This is a genomic window from Moritella sp. 5 (genome assembly GCF_018219455.1).
Classification (GTDB): domain Bacteria; phylum Pseudomonadota; class Gammaproteobacteria; order Enterobacterales; family Moritellaceae; genus Moritella.
The window spans coordinates 2,742,889-2,760,112 of the sequence record NZ_CP056122.1; the positions used below are offsets into that span (position 1 = coordinate 2,742,889).

The window sequence follows — 17,224 nt, forward strand, 5'->3', positions numbered from 1 at the left end:
TCTTAATAGCTAAACCTAACAGTCAGGGCTTACCGTGATAGCACTTACAGGGCAAATCGATACACACGCACCGCAACCGTTACAATCATCAAATACAACATCCGGGCTCACGAACGTTGTATTAATAAAGTTAAATGCTAGAGCTTCAGACTCACACGATTCAGCACAACTTCGGCAATATACAGACTGAATATTCAAGCATCCATCAGACACAACAGCTTTATTAGCCCATGCTTGTGCTTGATTAAAGTCGAATAAATCTTCTTTACAGTGATTTACACATTCTTTACAAAAATTGCATTCTGATACGCTAAAATCAATTTCAGGAAATCCACCATCTCCGACTATTATGATTTGCTCTGGGCAAGCGGCAGTGCAATCGCCACATCGTGTGCATTTATCTGTAAATTCTAAATCTGCTTTTAACCAAGGTAGACGTACAACGTTGTCTTGTTCTTTACGACGAAATAACGAACGTCGCGCTAGATTAATACTCATCAAAACTACCTTACTGAAGTAACATTTTTAATGTAAAGAATTAAGGTGTACATCACTCTATAAAAACCATTAATTTATAATGGTCTATATAATACCCGCTATAAATACTCACTAATGGGTAAGGTAGACAAAACTTATTTTAGATCAATAAATAAAGGTGAGGAATGTCACATTTTGTGTTTGTACTAGATTAAACCTACCTATTGAATCAATAGACAAATATTTCTAATATTATAGACAACAGCAATAATATGCGCATGTTTAAAGCGAGATTAAATATAACGCAGCAACTCACTACGTTATATTTTTTAGAGAAGGGATTAAATATTTAAGCTTGTATGAGTCTCAATTAGCCGCCAATAGAAGCTAAGTGGGGTGTATTTGCAGTGATACCTTGCTGAAGAAAATGAGTCGATTTTTTATCAGACATGTGGTCGAAAACACGCGCAATCAATTCTGACTGTTGGTTATCTTCTTGTAGTAAATCGCGTAATTCAACACCTTCTTCACCAAACAAACATAAATGTAAACGCCCTTTAGTGGAAACACGTAAACGGTTACACGTTGAACAAAAATTCTTTTCATACGGCATAATCAAGCCAATTTCACCGACATAATCAGGGTGCACGAAAACTTGTGCAGGGCCGTCAGCTTTGCCCCTTACTTTACTGACCCACCCTTGCATTTTTAATTTATCACGAATACTCACACCCGAAACATGGTGTTTATCAAACAATACTTGATTATCCCCGGTCTGCATCAATTCAATAAACCGTAACTGAATAGGCCGAGTTTTTATCCAATTTAAAAAATCACCAAGTTCAATATCATTTAAATTACGCATTAACACCGTATTCACCTTTACGGTTTCAAACCCAGCAGTAAAAGCGGCATCAAGTCCGCCCATTACTTTATGGAGCATATTTTTACCGGTAATTTGACGGAACATGCGAGCATCTAAACTATCAATACTCACATTTAATGCATCCAACCCCGCATCACGCCATTCTTGAGCATATTTTTCGAGGTTGAAGCCATTTGTTGTCGTCGCAACTTTATTAATTTTGGGGATAGACGATATATCTGAAATAATATCAGTAAAATCTTTTCTTAATGAAGGTTCACCACCTGTGATACGGACTTTTTCAGTGCCCATTTCAGCAAAACCTGTCACTATGCGCCTTAGCTCATCTCGCGCTAAAAACTCAGGCTTGCCTTCGGCTTTATAACCATCTGGTAGACAATAGTTACATTTGAAATTACAGACATCTGTAATTGATAAGCGTAAATAATAAAATTTACGCGAAAATTGATCTTGAAGTTGCATAAACACCTTTCCAAATACGGGAGGCTTAACCATTTCTGATTAAACCCTTATAGCAATTATGGATGCTATGAGTCCTTAAGATCATATTTATAACGATAAATTTAGATCATTAAGGATCGGAGTTTGATTTATATTAAATTTTAGAGTTCTTAAACTTAAACGATTTTCAAATTAATTTAAAGGATATATAGTCGTTATTATAGTGGAATATGATAAATCATTGATCGAAATTAAATTGCCATGTAAATTATTGGCTATTAACAGCTCAATTCATCAACAGTAAAGTTAACATGATAAAAAATATAATCCCCTCCCACCAGTCTATTATCATTTTAATCGGCCGTGGTATGTTCAGTATATTAGCATTAGCCTCAATGCTAACATTTATTTCCTTAGTCGCATTATCACTCAGTCTTTCTGATGCGGCATCAATTAACAAAGCGGGTGCATTGCGAATGCAAAGCTACCAAATCGCTTACAATTTATCCCGGGACGAATCTGAAATATTACGTCAACAGCATATTAATACTTTCAATCAATCACTTGCGCACATTAAAAATAATATTGTCGATAACTGGGATATCACATCAAAGTTAAAAACCGAATTTATGGATGTTAATGATCGATGGCAAACGCAATTAGATATATTACACAGTAATAATCCCAAACAATTCTTAGATAATGTGGACAGCTTTGTATTAAAAATTGATAGTTTTGTACAACATTTACAAGATCATTCTGAGTACAAAGTTAAAATTATCACACTAATCAAAGGACTCGGGATCGGCCTCATTTTTGCGGTATGTATTATCACTATCCGTTTAATGCAAGTACAGGTATTAAAACCACTACAGCAAATATTCGCCGCATCAAATCAAATTAGAAAAGGTGAATTCAATGTATCCTTTGATTTTTTCTATGAAAATGAAATTGGCTCGTTAGCGAGTAATATTTCACACATGGCGCAAGATTTAAATAAACTATACAGTACGTTAGAACAACAGGTAGATGCCAAAACCAAGCAGTTGAAAGAAGCAAAAGATAAAATTAACTTTCTTTATACCACATCACAAAAATTACACGTCACACACCTTAACGCCGATATGCTTGAACAAACACTACAAAGTGTGTCCGAACTCAATGGCCTTAATTTCTACAAACTTGTATTAACGGGATCGGAAGTTGAAACTATTTACCTTAATTCAGGCTTTGATAATGGCGAGCAAACTATTGACCTAAAATTAGAACTCGAAGAGCAATCATTTGGTACCTTGACTGTTCTCAAACGTGAAGCAAATGATCAAGAGCACTTACGCAGTTACTGTCGAATTATTTCTCGTGCTCAGCACCGTTCTCAAAGTAACTTAGAAGCACAACGCTCCTTATTAATGGAAGAACGCGCCGTTATTGCGCGGGAATTACATGATTCACTTGCGCAAGCGCTTTCTTATTTAAAAATACAAGTTGCGTTATTGAAACGTCATTTAAAAAATCAAGAAATCACATCGGCTACCAACGATATTGTGGATGAAATCGACACTAACCTAAAATTATCTTATACACAGCTAAGAGAATTATTAAATACTTTTCGTTTGACGCTTGATGACGCGAACCTTTCTGTAGCCATTTCGATCATGCTCACACAACTGCGTCAACGCACAAAATCCAAAATTCATCTAAGCTACGAATTAGAAGAACATTTATTCAAACCCAACCAACACATACATATATTACAAATAATTAGAGAAGCTGTATTAAATTCAATCAAACATGCGAACTCAAACGAAATAATGATTGACTGTGGCACGAATAAAAATGGTACTATTAAAGTATCTATTTCGGATAATGGTGATGGCATTACAGCTAACCCAACGAAATCCAACCATTATGGGCTAAACATAATGGGTGAACGCGCTTCAAAACTAGGTGCTAAACTAGAAATTAAAAATAATATAACAAAAGGCACCTTGGTATTACTTACCTTCGACAGGGAAAACAAACATGCTTGACAATAGTTACACAATTTTAGTTGTTGATGATCATCCACTAATGCGTAAAGGGATAGTTCAACTTCTTACATTAGAAGAAAAGTTTAATGTTATTGGTGAAGCCAGTGATGGTGTGGAAGCTATCACGCTTGCTAAACAGCATGAACCGGATCTTGTTCTACTTGATCTGAACATGAAAGGCATGTCAGGCTTAGATACGTTAAAAGCGCTTCGCTCTGAAGAGTTGAGCTCTCGCGTTGTTATTTTAACAGTTTCTGATAACAAACAAGACGTGATTAAACTAATCAATGCGGGTGCAGATGGCTACTTATTAAAAGATTCGGAACCGGATCTGTTACTAGAGCAATTACAAGACGTATTATCTGGTCAACAGGCTCTTTCTGAAAGCTTACTAGGCTATTTAGACTGCCTACATGAAGATAATAACTTTGAAGAAAAGCTAGCTAAGCTAACTAAACGCGAAAACCAAATCTTACTTGAAATCTCAAAAGGCTACAGCAACAAACATGTTGCAAGTAACCTGCATATTTCAGAAGGGACTGTAAAAGTTCACGTTAAAAGTTTATTGAAGAAACTAGAAGCAAGTTCACGTGTTGAAGCTGCTGTTATGTATCTTGAATTTAATAAAACTAGCGCGTAATCAAATAATAGAAGTAAAGATATAAGCCTTATTATATTTTTACTTCTATATTTACAATCAAAAATGCAAACTTTTTAAACAGCACTATTATTAGTTATATATCCACTGACTAATGAGTCCACTTTTGCAATCAACTCAACTCGCATTATTCCCGTTACCCTCTCATATACTCCCTAATGGTCGACTTCCTTTACGTATCATTGAAGAACGCTATATACGCATGATCAAAGACAACGCTAAGACAATGATAGGGTTTGGTATCGTTATGATTGACTCTAAACAGACTGGTCCATTTGGGCGTATATCACCTATCGGCACACACGTTAAAATTGTTGATTTTTACCCTCTCGATGATGGTTTCCTTGGCATTATTGTGGAAGGTGTTGATCGTTTCATCATCGATGATATAGCCGTCGAAGATGATGGATTAAAAATAGCCGAAATCCATTACATATCTAATTGGCCAGATCAAAACATCACTGAACAAGATCGCTACTTAACTGACAAACTAACGGATATATTCAATCAACATCCAGATCTGGATGAGTTGTACTACTCAAAAGAAATGGATAATGCAAGCTGGATATCACAACGCTGGTTAGAACTATTACCAATACCAGTTGAGCGAAAACAATTTTTATTACAACAAGCTAACTGCACCCATACATTACAAGTCTTAAAAGAACTTATTCCAATATAGTCATACTCACACCCTATTGTGAGGCATATCTATAAATCACTATATTCTTATTTATTACTGTTTATTAATGCAACAAATGGGTCAAGTTAATTGTTAAAATATTTTATTTCAAGATATGATGAGATTCTGTAATTCATTCGAGTTTAGTATTGTAATATGTTGCAAAAATCACTTTCAGATCTCGATAAAGTTGTCGCAATCGGCGGCGGTCATGGACTAGGTCGAGTGCTATCTTCCCTTTCTTTTTTAGGGTCAAGATTAACGGGTATAGTAACAACAACAGATAATGGTGGTTCAACAGGGCGACTTAGAAGTTCTGAGAACTGCATCGCTTGGGGAGATGTTCGTAACTGTATTAATCAGCTAGTAACCCAACCTGATATAGGTTCTTTGCTTTTTGAATATCGCTTTAAGAACGAAGGTGAACTAAAAAATCATAACTTAGGTAACCTAATGCTGGTTGCTTTAGATAACCTCTGTGTGCGTCCGCTAGACGCTGTAAATCTTATTCGTAATATGCTACATATCGAATGTCAACTGATCCCAATGTCAGAACAGCCAAGTGATTTAATCGCAGTCACACCTTGTGGTAACGATGTGCATGGTGAAGTGTCTGTCGATAAGATGCATGAGTTTCCAAATCAATTAACCGTACACCCAAATGTTGCAGCAACATTTGAAGCCGTACAGGCAATTGAGAAAGCTGATTTAATATTATTAGGCCCGGGGTCGTTTCTAACCAGTATCATGCCTCCGCTGTTGCTTAAAGATATACAAAAAGCGTTACGTAGAAGCAATGCAAAAGTGATTTACTTAGGTAATTTACAACAAGAGATAGGTCCGGCATCAAAAATACCCCTGCAAGAACGCTTACAGTGGTGTGAAAAAAAACTTGGTTTTCCAATCATTAGTGCCGTTATAGAGGATATAGATAAACAGTCAAAACTGACTTATCCTACCTATACCCATGACTTACGTGAAGACGTTAATAAATACTATCACGATCGTGTTAAATTAAAAGAAGCAATTGAATCGGTTGTTAATCACATCTTAACGCCAGCGCATTGATTGCATCTTCGAGACTATGTATTAGTAAAGGCAATTTCGCTTGTACTTCTTCGGTATGATTCGATTTTGCCATAATCTCTAACTCTTCAGCATGCTGCTGCACTAATAACGCCCCATATGTGCCGGCACTACTTTTTATGCTATGACAACTTTGTGCCACTTTATTATTATCAATATCCAGTATTAATGCTTGTAAGTCATTAATACGCTCCGTAGTTTCTTCATTAAAAACAGCGACCAACGCAGGTAACATGTCTTCACCTACATCAACTAACAGCTGAGAAAATACCGTTTCATTAATAACTGTGTTTTCCATTTCATTACCTCATATCTTCAATTTGAACTTATTACTCATTTATTGTTTAGATCAATGATAATTGCAGTGGCATCATCCTGTAACTTTCCGGGTAAAAGTGATTCAAAACGTAACCATAGTTGATCTAATACATATTGAGCTGTCGTTCCTTTAATTCCATCTAGTATATTGTCAATACAATCACAATTCCTATCTATATTCTCAAAAATGCCATCTGAATAGAAAAAAAGTTTTTCTCCTTCTTTTAGCTCTACTGTGACGGCGGCATACCCTTCATCGGGTAAGAGTCCCAATACAGTGCCTTTACAATCAATTGCTTTGTATCCAACGTCATTCAATAGATAAGGCTGTGGATGCCCCGCGGTGGCGATTTCACATTTGTTTCCTGTCAACTTTATAACAATACAAGTTAACATACTGGACTCTAGTAACTGATTTAAGTATAACCTGCTAGACAAGCCAGCTAATAGAACACCAGGACAAGTAGGTATAGATGTAATTAGCCCCTCTAAATAGCCCATTATCGCAAAACTATGAAATTTAGCGACAGGCCCATGCCCCATAATATCGCCTAAAATGAGTAATTTACTTTCACCATAATCATGAAAAAAAACAAAGTCACCGCCACCTTCACTTGCTGGCGTATGAGCAAGTGAGAAATTCCAGTCACCAGACTTTGGTGGCAGTGACGGTTTAAATGGTCGACAGAGTGACTCCACAATACGTTGCTGATAATGCAATGCCAGTTGATTTGTACGACGTATAACACGGTTACAAACTGCAAGTAACGGTGTTTTAGTTATCGGCTTAATTAAATAATCATCAATAGAAACTTCCGCGGCTTGTTCTTGCACTGACAGATTATCATCACCAGTTAAGAATACAAACGGTGTCAACGCTCCCTTCTCAAAAGACTCCACTTTCAGCCTAAACTCAAATCCTGACATTTCCGGCATGTGAATATCGGCAATAATAAGATCGCAGCCTTCATGCTGAATATATTTAAGTGCTAATACCGCGGCTGAAAAAATATGCACGACAAAATCATGTTGCAAATAGCCTTTATATGCCCACAATAGGGTTTGATCATCATCAACAATAACAACACTTAGCTTTTTTTTCTGTTCCTTTAAGGGGCAAGTGAATTTATTAATTCCATTCTCGCTCTCGTAATGACCATTGTGGTTATTCTTCTGAATTAAAGCTAATCCCATACCGCCCGTTAATAGCTCACCATTAAAAATATCGCGAACATTAACTTTGTAGGGATCAAAACTATCACCACTATCTGATATTTCAAAATACCAATTACTTTTAACTCCAGCGAGCTCAATACTGAACCAGTTAACTGTACCTTGGTTATGAAAATAAAGATTAGAAAGGTATTCTGCTAACACTAACGTTACACGGTCAATTTCAGCTTGTTCAAGAGCGAGCTGTTGGCATAATGTCGTTAAGAGACGCCGAACCTCACTAATTGAATCCAGTTTTAATGGATATTGCTTTGCAAACAGTTGTGTTTTCATCAGCGGCCAAATTTACCTTTTAATAATTCCACGTTTGAAATCCGATTAAGTAACCATTGTTTGAATATCGGAAAGCCATGTAATCGTCTGCGCACTGAATTTCTTAATTGCATATCCAACGGTGGACATTTGACATCATTAATCACAGTGCCAAGCAATTTAACATGATTATATTTAAAAATTTTTATTGTTTTTACAACCGAACTCTCGAGCGAGATACCAGGAGCAACAACAAGTAAACTGGCATCACATCCTCTAGCAATAACTTCGCCTGGTATATTGGAAAAATTAGTTCGCGTGATTGCACATGTATCAAATATAATAAAATTATAGTGCTGCAACCAGTATTCGATAGCATCTTTTATCTTTTTTTCATCTCGAAAGCTAATATTTTGATCTTGTTCACTTTTTGGCGCAGGTAAAATATCAATCATGTCAGTAAACTTTGCTATACAAGCCGTTTGTGAACCCATATCGTCGAGAGACCATGATTTTGTTTCATTAATATACTCATTGGTAATTGCAGGTTTAAATGTATTAAGATCCACAATCAGCACCTTACTCCCCGCCACTTTATGACGCCGAGCTAATGCTAGAACTAATTCAGTTCCACCTTCTTTTCCTTGAGAACAATTTATTGCTAATGACTTGATATTTTCGTTCGCAATTAACTGATAAATCTGCTCAATTTCAACAAACGTTTCTGGTAAGATATTCATAATGAAGAACCAACAATAAAGAGCGTAACGACACTTAACGCACTCCCTAATATATCCAATAACTGGCTCCAGTTAGACTCTTTCTCATTAGGGATATATATAGTGTCACCAGCATGAATAATCGGGATATCTCTATAGTCAGGTTGAGTAAGATAATGCTTCATATTAAAAGTACGTGCACTATGCTTCATTTCTCCACGTTTAGTCAAAATAATAATACGATCAATATAAGCTTCTGTGGTAGGTCCTCCAGCCATTGTTAATATACCAACTACATCCAGTGAAGAATCATATTTATAACGGCCAGGGTTATGCACAGCACCTAATACCTGCACAATATTAACCGTATTATTTAATTCCCCTTGTTCACTCTTAGCTGGAATATAAATCGTATCTCCTGGTAGTACTTGTGGTAAAAGACTTTCGTCTCCAGTCTCAAAATACATGTCGAGATCCAGCGTTGATGATTTTGCATAGCGTTTATTACGATGTGTTACTTTAATATGCTTAATGTCTGCATCATTAGTCGGACCATCAGCTGCAGATAATAAATCTAAGAAATCTAATTGACTGTTAAATGCATACCGGCCTGGCGCACCGACTGCACCAAGAATATATATAGAAGATTCAGATTCTTGTTTTATCCACTTTGATTTATTATCTGTTGGATCATCCGGTAGCTCCGTAAACATGACTGTATCACCCGCAGATAACTGCGGCAGAATTAAATAATCACCACCAACTTTCATGAATTTATCTAAATCGAAAAACAGACGTTCACCTAAACCATCATTACCAACAATCATTACTTTTGATAAATCAGCCTTCTCGGTTGGTCCCTCAGCATGGCCAAGTAGATCAAGGAATGTCATGTCATCATCCCATTGATAACGACCTGGATTTTTGACCGCGCCAATAATTTTTATTGCCTCATCGTGTGATTCAACGAGCCATGATTTTTCAACCATATCGGCTTTTTCAGGTAAGAAAATCACATCCCCCCCCTCAATAACAGGAAATGGGTTATTTTCAGGATCATCTGAATATTTTTTTAAATCAAAGCGGAATGTTTCACCATTTTCTTTAAGCACTCTAATTTGCTGAGTATCAGCATATCTATTCGGCCCGCCGGCATTTGCTAACATGTCCATGAAGGTGATCCCCTTACGACCTTCAAAAGCGCCCGGTTTATTCACTTGCCCCATCACGTACACAACCTGTAAGCCAACTTTGATGTCCTCAACCTGAATAGGCACAAAAATAGTCGTACCGGGGTTTATTTTGGGTAACTTAGCCATATCCCCTGTATCAAGATATAACTTTAAATCAAATGTTTGTGGAGCCTTACTCCCCATGACTCTGATTTTACCCACATTAGCATAACGCGTAACGCCATTCGCTTTCATCAAACTTTCGATAATGGTCATACCCGGCACATAGGAAAATGTGCCAGGCGCATTGACCTCACCGAAAACCGTCACGGCTTTTTGAGTGTCGCTTGCGTCTCCGCCTTGCTTTAGTGACCTCGCATCAAAGGTCATCTGTACATTACCGGTCAATGGCGATGATGGGACAAATATAATATCGCCAGATTTCAATGCAGGAAGTTCATTTTCATCACCCGTTTCTAAATAACGCTTGAAGTTAAATATGATAACTTCAGCGCCTCGTTGCAGTTGCATATTATCGAGCTGTGCACCAGCCAGCATCCCCCCGGCTTTATTCAATGCCATCTGTACATTACCAAGTTCTGGTAATACGACTTCACGAGGATCATTCACATAACCTAACACCGTGACTAATTTTTCTCGTGCTCTAAACTCAATATATAACTTTGATATATCCCGGAATACGACACTAAGCAATACCTTCATCTCTTCTAACACGACAGTCAAGGTTTTGCCTTTTACATGTAACTTCCCAATTTCAGGCAATTGAATAAAACCACTTGCGTCAACTTGAAATGGTTTTTCAAAGTCCTCCTCACCTGGCATAAAAATAAATAATTGATCACCCGAATCAATGAATTCATTTTCACCTAAAGCGAGAGGAGATGTGAATAATAAAGCAAAACAAAAAAATACCATTTTCATAAAGCGAGTCCTTTCGGCAATTTCGCATCACTAAAAAGTTCACCTTCTGTCAGCAAGAAACGCCAATCTTTTACCTTATGGTTAACCTTTTTATTGCTCTCAGATAGCCACATAAGTGTTGTGATAACGGGGGCTGTTGGTGGTGTTACACCGGTCCTGAGCTCTTCATAAATGACATTGTTTTTTTGTTCATTCGCTGTAAGACCTGTGACATAGCTTAGAATTGTATCTGTACGTAAATTAAATAATGCAACATCATCTAAATTTGTTGCATATTCAACTTCAGGATTTGATTTTGAGTCATGATTAACATCATTGGAGGATTTAATTTCATGGACAAGTACAGGAGTATGTTCTTGATCTATCTTGAATTCTAATTTAGATAATTGTTGAACACTCACACTTGGTACTTGATCAAAGATTAAATATTTACGCATTTCGTCATTATAACCTTCATCGTCACGATCATTTAACGTGTCTTTAAACTCATTATTTACATCGACGATTGTACTAACATCATGAAAAACGAGACCTTGATTGTAATTGACATTTGAACCATCATCTATTGGCTTCCCCCTACTTTCAAACAACTTGTATTTAGTATATTCAATCTCAACATCGGGGTTATCTAGCAGTAAAAAACTAACCTGACGAAGGCACACTTTATATAGCGCCGTTAAAACAGCGCTATCAACTTCAAATTGTGGGGCACAATACAATAAGAGATCAAGTTGGTAAGTTAAAGGGTGAACAAAGTTTGAAGTCAATGAACGTGGCGGTTGTGCGCAATTAGTATTCGCACTAACTCGATTAAGATTAACAATTAAATCCGTTATATTCCGCTCTAAGATAGCCATTTCAATTTTTATATCTTGTAGGTCTTCCACGGCAATTGCTTTTTCAACACGGCTGTTAATATTTTCGACCGATTTAACATAGGCTGGTGTACACTTTTTGGCACCCCGTAGGTTGGCTACTGAAAAATGCAAATTTAAATACGAATAATGTTTTTTGAATTGGACTCGTTCCTCTGTATGTATAGTCGTATTTTCAAAATAGCCTTCTCGTGGCCAATTTGTACAAGCAGAAAAAGAAACGCATATAGATATCCATAGCATTAATTTATTCATTTAATACCTTACGGCCTTGTACTTATGCCGAGCGACTTGCGTCACATTCAGTTATATTTTCAATAAAAGGAATAGCATTTTCTACACGTAACATCGTCATCAACTTGTAAGGTTGACCTGAGACTTTAAGTAGAGAAAGAGTTCGTCGTTGTGAGGTCAATCTTTTGAATAAAAAAACAATAGCGCCAATACCGGTTGAATCGATAAAGTGGACATTTGAAAAATCTAAAATAATATTTTCAGTATATTCATCAACTAAGGCTTCTAATTTCGGCTGAATACTAACAACGTGCTCGGTGTCGAGATCGTGAACTATCTGCAAAACAATTATTCCATCATGAGGCCGTGACATTTCCATTATTAATACTCCTAGAGAATACAAGGTTAACCCTGAGGAATAATATTAACGTAAATAAAACATTAATTTTTTTACCTCATATTAAAAATATAGACTCAGAAAATAAAAATGCACAAATAAAAAAACCACCCGAAGGTGTTTTTATACTACATTCAAGTACTTGAATATAATGACTTATTATTTGTAAGTGACCACATGTCGACCACATGTACGTTAATAAGCTAATAAAAAGACCTCATTAAGGCCTTTTTATTTACAAATACTTACCTATTCTTTAGCTAATTAGGGATAATTTATTGAATTATCCCTTCATTGGATATAGCGCCATGCAGTTGTGCTATAGTTACTAGTTGGCGCTATTTAATCGCCTTTATTTACGAGAAGGAAACTCAATCTCTACCATTATTAATCTCCCTTTTTAATATCAATTATATTTAATCCACTTTATAAGTACCAGCAGAACTTCCCGACGTGATTGTTACGCTCGCATTCTTCACTCGCTCTCTTACTGTAGCATTTGCAATGGCCGTTGCTAATTTTTCAGCCATAGCGAACTGGTTATCCAATGAAGTAATAATCGCCTTTTCACCGACGAGTATTTTTAACGCCCCCATAATTTCATTGACCTGGTTACCGTCTATTTTATTAATGTCGTGCGTAGCAACCTTAGTGTTGCGTTCATGGTAACTTTGCTCACTAGTTTGGGCTTCAACAATCGATTTCTGACTAGACTGTTTTATTTCACCATCTGTCTGCAGCTGCCAATCGCCATTACGACCAACTAATTTACTACGATGCGATTGCTGCAGACTCACATCTGTTGAACGATGGTCGGGTACCAAAGTATGCCAGGGTAAAAGTGACGTGATCACCGGCAATGAATCAAGGCCATCAATATATTGAATCAAGCACTGCATGCCAGGTGTTGGTTCAACGAACAAACCATGTTCATGCCCCTGCCCTGACGCAATACTTACTTGTTCAAAGACAGCAACGGCTAAGGGCTTACCCGTCACTGCATCTAATAATTGAATATCAGCCGCTTTATAGGCGCGGAATGCACTGCTGACACTGGCGCCATTAACCGGCATATCATAAATTTTTTCTATTCGAGCCAATTGCGGTAAGTGTTTACGCTGTCCTAATTCGGGAAAGTAACGTAATACTAAGCGGCGTATAGCGTTTTTGACCATCTGATAACCTGCTTATTTCCTGTTAATGTCACTTCGGTAAGGTAACGGCCATTAAATTTTAGTCCTGGACGTAACTTAGGGATCGCAATTAGCTCACCTTTACTCGAGCTGATTGGTTTGATTGGGTGTTCTGAAAAATCAGTGATGACCGACTTGGCCCAACCGGAATCATGCCAGCTGCCTACGTATATTTTACCATCGGGGCGTTGCTGGAAAATATAATCCGGTACCTGGTATATCTTCCCCAACTGACGTAATACGGATATGCCATCGCCTTGATGATAAAAACAAGGAACCGGCTGATTAAGATAACCTGCATCTGGATAAATAAATTGAAGACCAGTCAGCGAGAGTTGGTCCAGCACATCTTTCATCGTCGCAAACCGAATGGCCATGTTAGCCGGCAGCGATAATGCACCGAGTAATTCACGACAAGTCAGATACCAACGATCGGATGATTGATATTTAGATTCAATCACGCCCATGAAATAAGGCTGTAATTTATCGACCCGATAACCAAGGTGTAATTCCACGATGCCTTTGGGTTCATGCTCACAAGTAACAACAAAGCTAGCGCGACCAGGACTAAACAAATCAAGCTGCACACTGTTATTGATAATATTACCCACGGGTTCACCACCAATGGTTAATACGGTTGTTAATCGTGCCGAATCCTGTTCATTCATCCCTCTATCCATAAATTAGGGTCCCTCTACATTTTCAAATTGATGTTGCAGTGAATTATGCCCATCGGTACTTTGCAGGGTAGTATTGTTATTGGCTTCACTATCGATCTGCAGTTGCTCGCGTTCTGATTTGCTCATGACTTCAAGTAGATCAAAACTGACAACCCATGACTTCACTTCTTCATCTTCGGTCGCACTCATTTCGCCATCAAACTTGGCTTTACGTACTTTGAATGATTCAGCTACATCACAATTCACGGTGCGAATTATTCGGGCGCCGTGTTCATCAAGTTCTTTGGCTTTCGATATGAGTTTGGCTAAGTCTGATTTTTCATTGAAAGGTATCTTGGTCGTCACCGATAAAACGGCAGGTTTAACCCCGTTATCCGATGATAGGGTCAAGGAACCGTAGCCACTTAAGTCTTCACCAGCTAATTTGAAACTGCATTTTATTTTGGTTTCATAACCTGGTACTTGCCAACCATCGAGCGCTATCATAAAAACACTTCCTTAATCGGTTCAAGTTCACTGCTATTACCCACAAACGCACAAAAAGCCCAATACGCTTTATCATCACCAAGACCTTGTAACTTATCAGCTAAACCTTTCGCTGAATTGGCGCTGATGCTGATGCAATTTAAGCCGGTGTTAATTGGGTTGAATTCAGTTGCAGTTAAACGCACATTACGCAAACTCTTTAACTGCTTACATTCTGCTAGTGCGCTATCAATATCGCTAATAAGCGCTTGCCCTTGGTCATTAACCAGTGCTAATGATGTCGCATGATATTGCCGCTTAAGCGCTGGTATCGACCGCTCATCACTCAATACCGTCCACTCTATTGATTGTTCGGTGCCTTGAGGCCGAGTGAGTTTATCTGCATCTAATGTTGCTAGACTCGCTGCATAACGCGCACTTTCGACAAAGCCGGTTAATGGACAGTAGTCATTAATAGCTGCTAATTGCTTGGCTAAGTCATTCGGGTTATCACTGCTAACCCATAAAGACCAGGGCATTAAAAGCCGCTGGTCTGAACTGACGGCTTTCGTCCTGGATGGCACTTGCCAATAAGGCCGCGCCCTCAAAAGCCTCCCGCTAGGAGGCCAAATTCAATGAATCACTACAGATCAATAGGTCATACTCACTGAACTCCACAACAGTCCTTTTGTAGGAAATCGATGACTTGCTCTCGAATATCATAATTTGCCACACAGAATAATACGCGTCCTTCTCTACGTTGTGAAATCAGCCCAGCAGATACCAAACTTGAAATATGATGAGACAGTGTGGAATTAGGTATTTTAATATTGTCACATACCTTTCCAACAGGTGCTCCCTGCGCCCCCGCTCTCATCACAATTTTGTATATCGCGAGTCGAACTGGATGACCCAATTCTTTGAACGCCTTAGCGATTACCTCAATACTCATATGTACACTCATCAATATGTAAACCTGTCTATTATAATACCACAAGGTTATTTCGATAAACATGGAAATAAAGTTGACAGTGCTTTTTAAGATCGGTATATTACAACTATTCCAGAAACATCGAAATGAAGAAGCGAAAGGCACTTATTATGATAAACATTACACAAGACATGGTCATGGACACGTTAGGTATGTTCGCATTCTTAGCCGTTGAATTAACAATTTTGTTTTTAGTGATTAGTTACATTGTTGGGATACTACAAGAGTATATTCCGCCATCAAAAATCCAAAGTATTCTAAGCGGTAAAAACGGTAGAGGTTACATTGTTGCAGGTTTACTTGGTGCGATTACACCGTTCTGTTCATGCTCTACGATTCCTTTTCTTAAAGGGCTGTTAAGAGCGAAAGCGGGATTTGGTACCATGATGGTATTCTTGTTCGCAAGTCCACTGTTAAACCCGATCATTATTGGTTTGTTTGCCGTAACGTTCGGCCTCGAAGTAACTGTTTTCTACTTTGTGATAGCAATGGGTGTATCGGTTGTAGCTGGTTACACATTAGAAAAACTAGGTTTTGAAAAATATGTTAGAGCTGAAGCCTACATGACGCCAGAAGCAAAAGGTTGCGCAACAGCCTGTGGTGGTAAAAAAGCACCGGTGAGCAAATGGATGCGTATTTGGAACACGACTTGGGTTGATTTCAAAAAAGTAGTCCCGTATTTAGTCGGTGGTATTGCACTTGGCTCAATGATTTACGGCTTTATGCCAACTGAATTTGTAGCAAGTGTGGCGAGTGCAGACAACCCATTTGCTATCCCAGTTGCAGCGGTAATCGGTATTCCACTTTATATTAGAGCTGAAGCTGTTATCCCTCTAAGTGCAGCATTAGCAGCAAAAGGCATGGGACTTGGCGCGGTAATGGCATTGATTATTGGTAGTGCAGGTGCAAGTTTAACAGAAGTTATTTTACTTAAATCTATCTTCAAAAACCAAATGATTGCAGCGTTCTTATTTGTAATCCTGAGCATGGCAATTGGCGCAGGTTTCCTATACGAATTCATTTTCTAAGTCTAAGGAAAGTATCGAAGTAAAATTAAAAAGGCCGCACAGAGTGTGGCCTTTTATCGTTCTCAATGTGTTGTTTTACACCTATAAAATCATACATTTATTTAAGGAATTACCACATGGAAAAAGTCATCATTATCGGCACTGGGCAAGTGTAGTGGAATAGTGAATTTGGCCACAAACTAAAAGGCTAAAATCACTGCGTATAACGCATGTTATGTAAGATCAGATCGTGAGAATGGTTCGCTACGTGAAATCTAGCGAACTAACACCCACCAAGAATTATTCCAGGCGCGTAGCTGACGGCCATCAAACATCCCAATGAGATATTCCGTTGTCACAACATTAAGTATTACCTAGTAATATTTATTACCATTACTTAACCCGATCATCGTTATGCGCATTATCACTATTTATGTTCAATAGGTCGTGTATGGATTTTTATCCAAATAAAAAATCCAATTAGGA

At 37.9% G+C, this 17,224-nt stretch carries 18 protein-coding genes and 1 riboswitch; of the genes, 5 read left to right on the forward strand and 13 right to left on the reverse strand.

The features are described from left to right. Nucleotides 1-15: 15 nt before the first annotated feature. Nucleotides 16-498, reverse strand: coding sequence for a ferredoxin-type protein NapF (gene napF, locus HWV01_RS12275; protein WP_211671825.1), 483 nt, complete (start codon nt 496-498; stop codon nt 16-18). 349 nt (nt 499-847) lie between these two features. Beyond that, a complete protein-coding gene (gene moaA / locus HWV01_RS12280) occupies nt 848-1,825 on the reverse strand; it encodes a GTP 3',8-cyclase MoaA (RefSeq protein WP_211671826.1) in 978 nt (325 codons plus the stop codon). Then, nucleotides 1,813-1,959: riboswitch (molybdenum cofactor riboswitch) on the reverse strand. Its footprint overlaps the gene before it by 13 nt. 156 nt (nt 1,960-2,115) lie before the next feature. Between moaA and narQ the strand changes: the two genes are divergently transcribed. The 4 genes from narQ to yvcK all read left to right on the forward strand — a co-directional run bounded on the left by narQ (nt 2,116) and on the right by yvcK (nt 6,242). Beyond that, a complete protein-coding gene (gene narQ / locus HWV01_RS12285) occupies nt 2,116-3,834 on the forward strand; it encodes a nitrate/nitrite two-component system sensor histidine kinase NarQ (protein ID WP_211671827.1) in 1,719 nt (572 codons plus the stop codon). Continuing rightward, entirely contained in the window at nt 3,827-4,474 is a 648-nt protein-coding gene (gene narL, locus HWV01_RS12290) for a two-component system response regulator NarL (protein ID WP_045110267.1), read from the forward strand. The genes narQ and narL overlap by 8 nt, the downstream gene beginning before the upstream one ends. A 124-nt stretch (nt 4,475-4,598) precedes the next feature. Next, complete coding sequence (locus HWV01_RS12295) at nt 4,599-5,174, forward strand: LON peptidase substrate-binding domain-containing protein (RefSeq protein ID WP_211671828.1); 576 nt, start codon at nt 4,599-4,601, stop codon at nt 5,172-5,174. Between the two features lie 156 nt (nt 5,175-5,330). Then, nucleotides 5,331-6,242 carry a uridine diphosphate-N-acetylglucosamine-binding protein YvcK gene (yvcK, locus tag HWV01_RS12300; protein WP_211671829.1) on the forward strand — a complete coding sequence of 304 codons (912 nt, stop codon included), beginning with the start codon at nt 5,331-5,333 and terminating at the stop codon, nt 6,240-6,242. Here yvcK and HWV01_RS12305 read toward each other — a convergent pair. The 11 genes from HWV01_RS12305 to HWV01_RS12355 form a co-directional block, all read right to left on the reverse strand. Continuing rightward, the gene (locus HWV01_RS12305; RefSeq protein ID WP_211671830.1) at nt 6,214-6,558 is read right to left on the reverse strand and encodes an Hpt domain-containing protein; all 345 of its coding nucleotides are present in this window, start codon (nt 6,556-6,558) and stop codon (nt 6,214-6,216) included. The two genes, yvcK and HWV01_RS12305, sit on opposite strands and share 29 nt — an antisense overlap. 35 nt (nt 6,559-6,593) lie before the next feature. Beyond that, complete coding sequence (locus tag HWV01_RS12310; protein ID WP_211671831.1) at nt 6,594-8,084, reverse strand: SpoIIE family protein phosphatase; 1,491 nt, start codon at nt 8,082-8,084, stop codon at nt 6,594-6,596. Beyond that, nucleotides 8,084-8,803 carry a chromosome partitioning protein gene (locus HWV01_RS12315; protein WP_211671832.1) on the reverse strand — a complete coding sequence of 240 codons (720 nt, stop codon included), beginning with the start codon at nt 8,801-8,803 and terminating at the stop codon, nt 8,084-8,086. The genes HWV01_RS12310 and HWV01_RS12315 overlap by 1 nt, the downstream gene beginning before the upstream one ends. After that, complete coding sequence (locus tag HWV01_RS12320) at nt 8,800-10,896, reverse strand: SLBB domain-containing protein (protein WP_211671833.1); 2,097 nt, start codon at nt 10,894-10,896, stop codon at nt 8,800-8,802. The genes HWV01_RS12315 and HWV01_RS12320 overlap by 4 nt, the downstream gene beginning before the upstream one ends. Then, nucleotides 10,893-12,026, reverse strand: coding sequence for a hypothetical protein (locus HWV01_RS12325; RefSeq protein ID WP_211671834.1), 1,134 nt, complete (start codon nt 12,024-12,026; stop codon nt 10,893-10,895). Before HWV01_RS12325 ends, HWV01_RS12320 begins: the two co-directional genes overlap by 4 nt. 22 nt (nt 12,027-12,048) lie before the next feature. Beyond that, nucleotides 12,049-12,384, reverse strand: coding sequence for an STAS domain-containing protein (locus tag HWV01_RS12330; RefSeq protein WP_211671835.1), 336 nt, complete (start codon nt 12,382-12,384; stop codon nt 12,049-12,051). A 434-nt stretch (nt 12,385-12,818) separates the two neighbouring features. Next, complete coding sequence (locus tag HWV01_RS12335; protein WP_249185291.1) at nt 12,819-13,577, reverse strand: hypothetical protein; 759 nt, start codon at nt 13,575-13,577, stop codon at nt 12,819-12,821. Continuing rightward, nucleotides 13,550-14,263: a hypothetical protein gene (locus HWV01_RS12340; protein WP_249185293.1), complete on the reverse strand. Its 714-nt coding sequence runs from the start codon at nt 14,261-14,263 to the stop codon at nt 13,550-13,552. The genes HWV01_RS12335 and HWV01_RS12340 overlap by 28 nt, the downstream gene beginning before the upstream one ends. Nucleotides 14,264-14,278: 15 nt before the next feature. After that, on the reverse strand, nt 14,279-14,761 hold the full coding sequence (locus HWV01_RS12345; RefSeq protein ID WP_211671837.1) for a hypothetical protein: 483 nt from the start codon (nt 14,759-14,761) through the stop codon (nt 14,279-14,281). Continuing rightward, on the reverse strand, nt 14,758-15,279 hold the full coding sequence (locus HWV01_RS12350; protein ID WP_249185295.1) for a hypothetical protein: 522 nt from the start codon (nt 15,277-15,279) through the stop codon (nt 14,758-14,760). Before HWV01_RS12350 ends, HWV01_RS12345 begins: the two co-directional genes overlap by 4 nt. Nucleotides 15,280-15,404: 125 nt before the next feature. Beyond that, a complete protein-coding gene (locus HWV01_RS12355; RefSeq protein ID WP_211671838.1) occupies nt 15,405-15,692 on the reverse strand; it encodes a helix-turn-helix transcriptional regulator in 288 nt (95 codons plus the stop codon). Between the two features lie 149 nt (nt 15,693-15,841). On the opposite strand from HWV01_RS12355, the gene HWV01_RS12360 reads away from it, so the two are divergent. Further along, complete coding sequence (locus HWV01_RS12360) at nt 15,842-16,759, forward strand: permease (RefSeq protein ID WP_211671839.1); 918 nt, start codon at nt 15,842-15,844, stop codon at nt 16,757-16,759. Nucleotides 16,760-17,224: the final 465 nt, after the last annotated feature.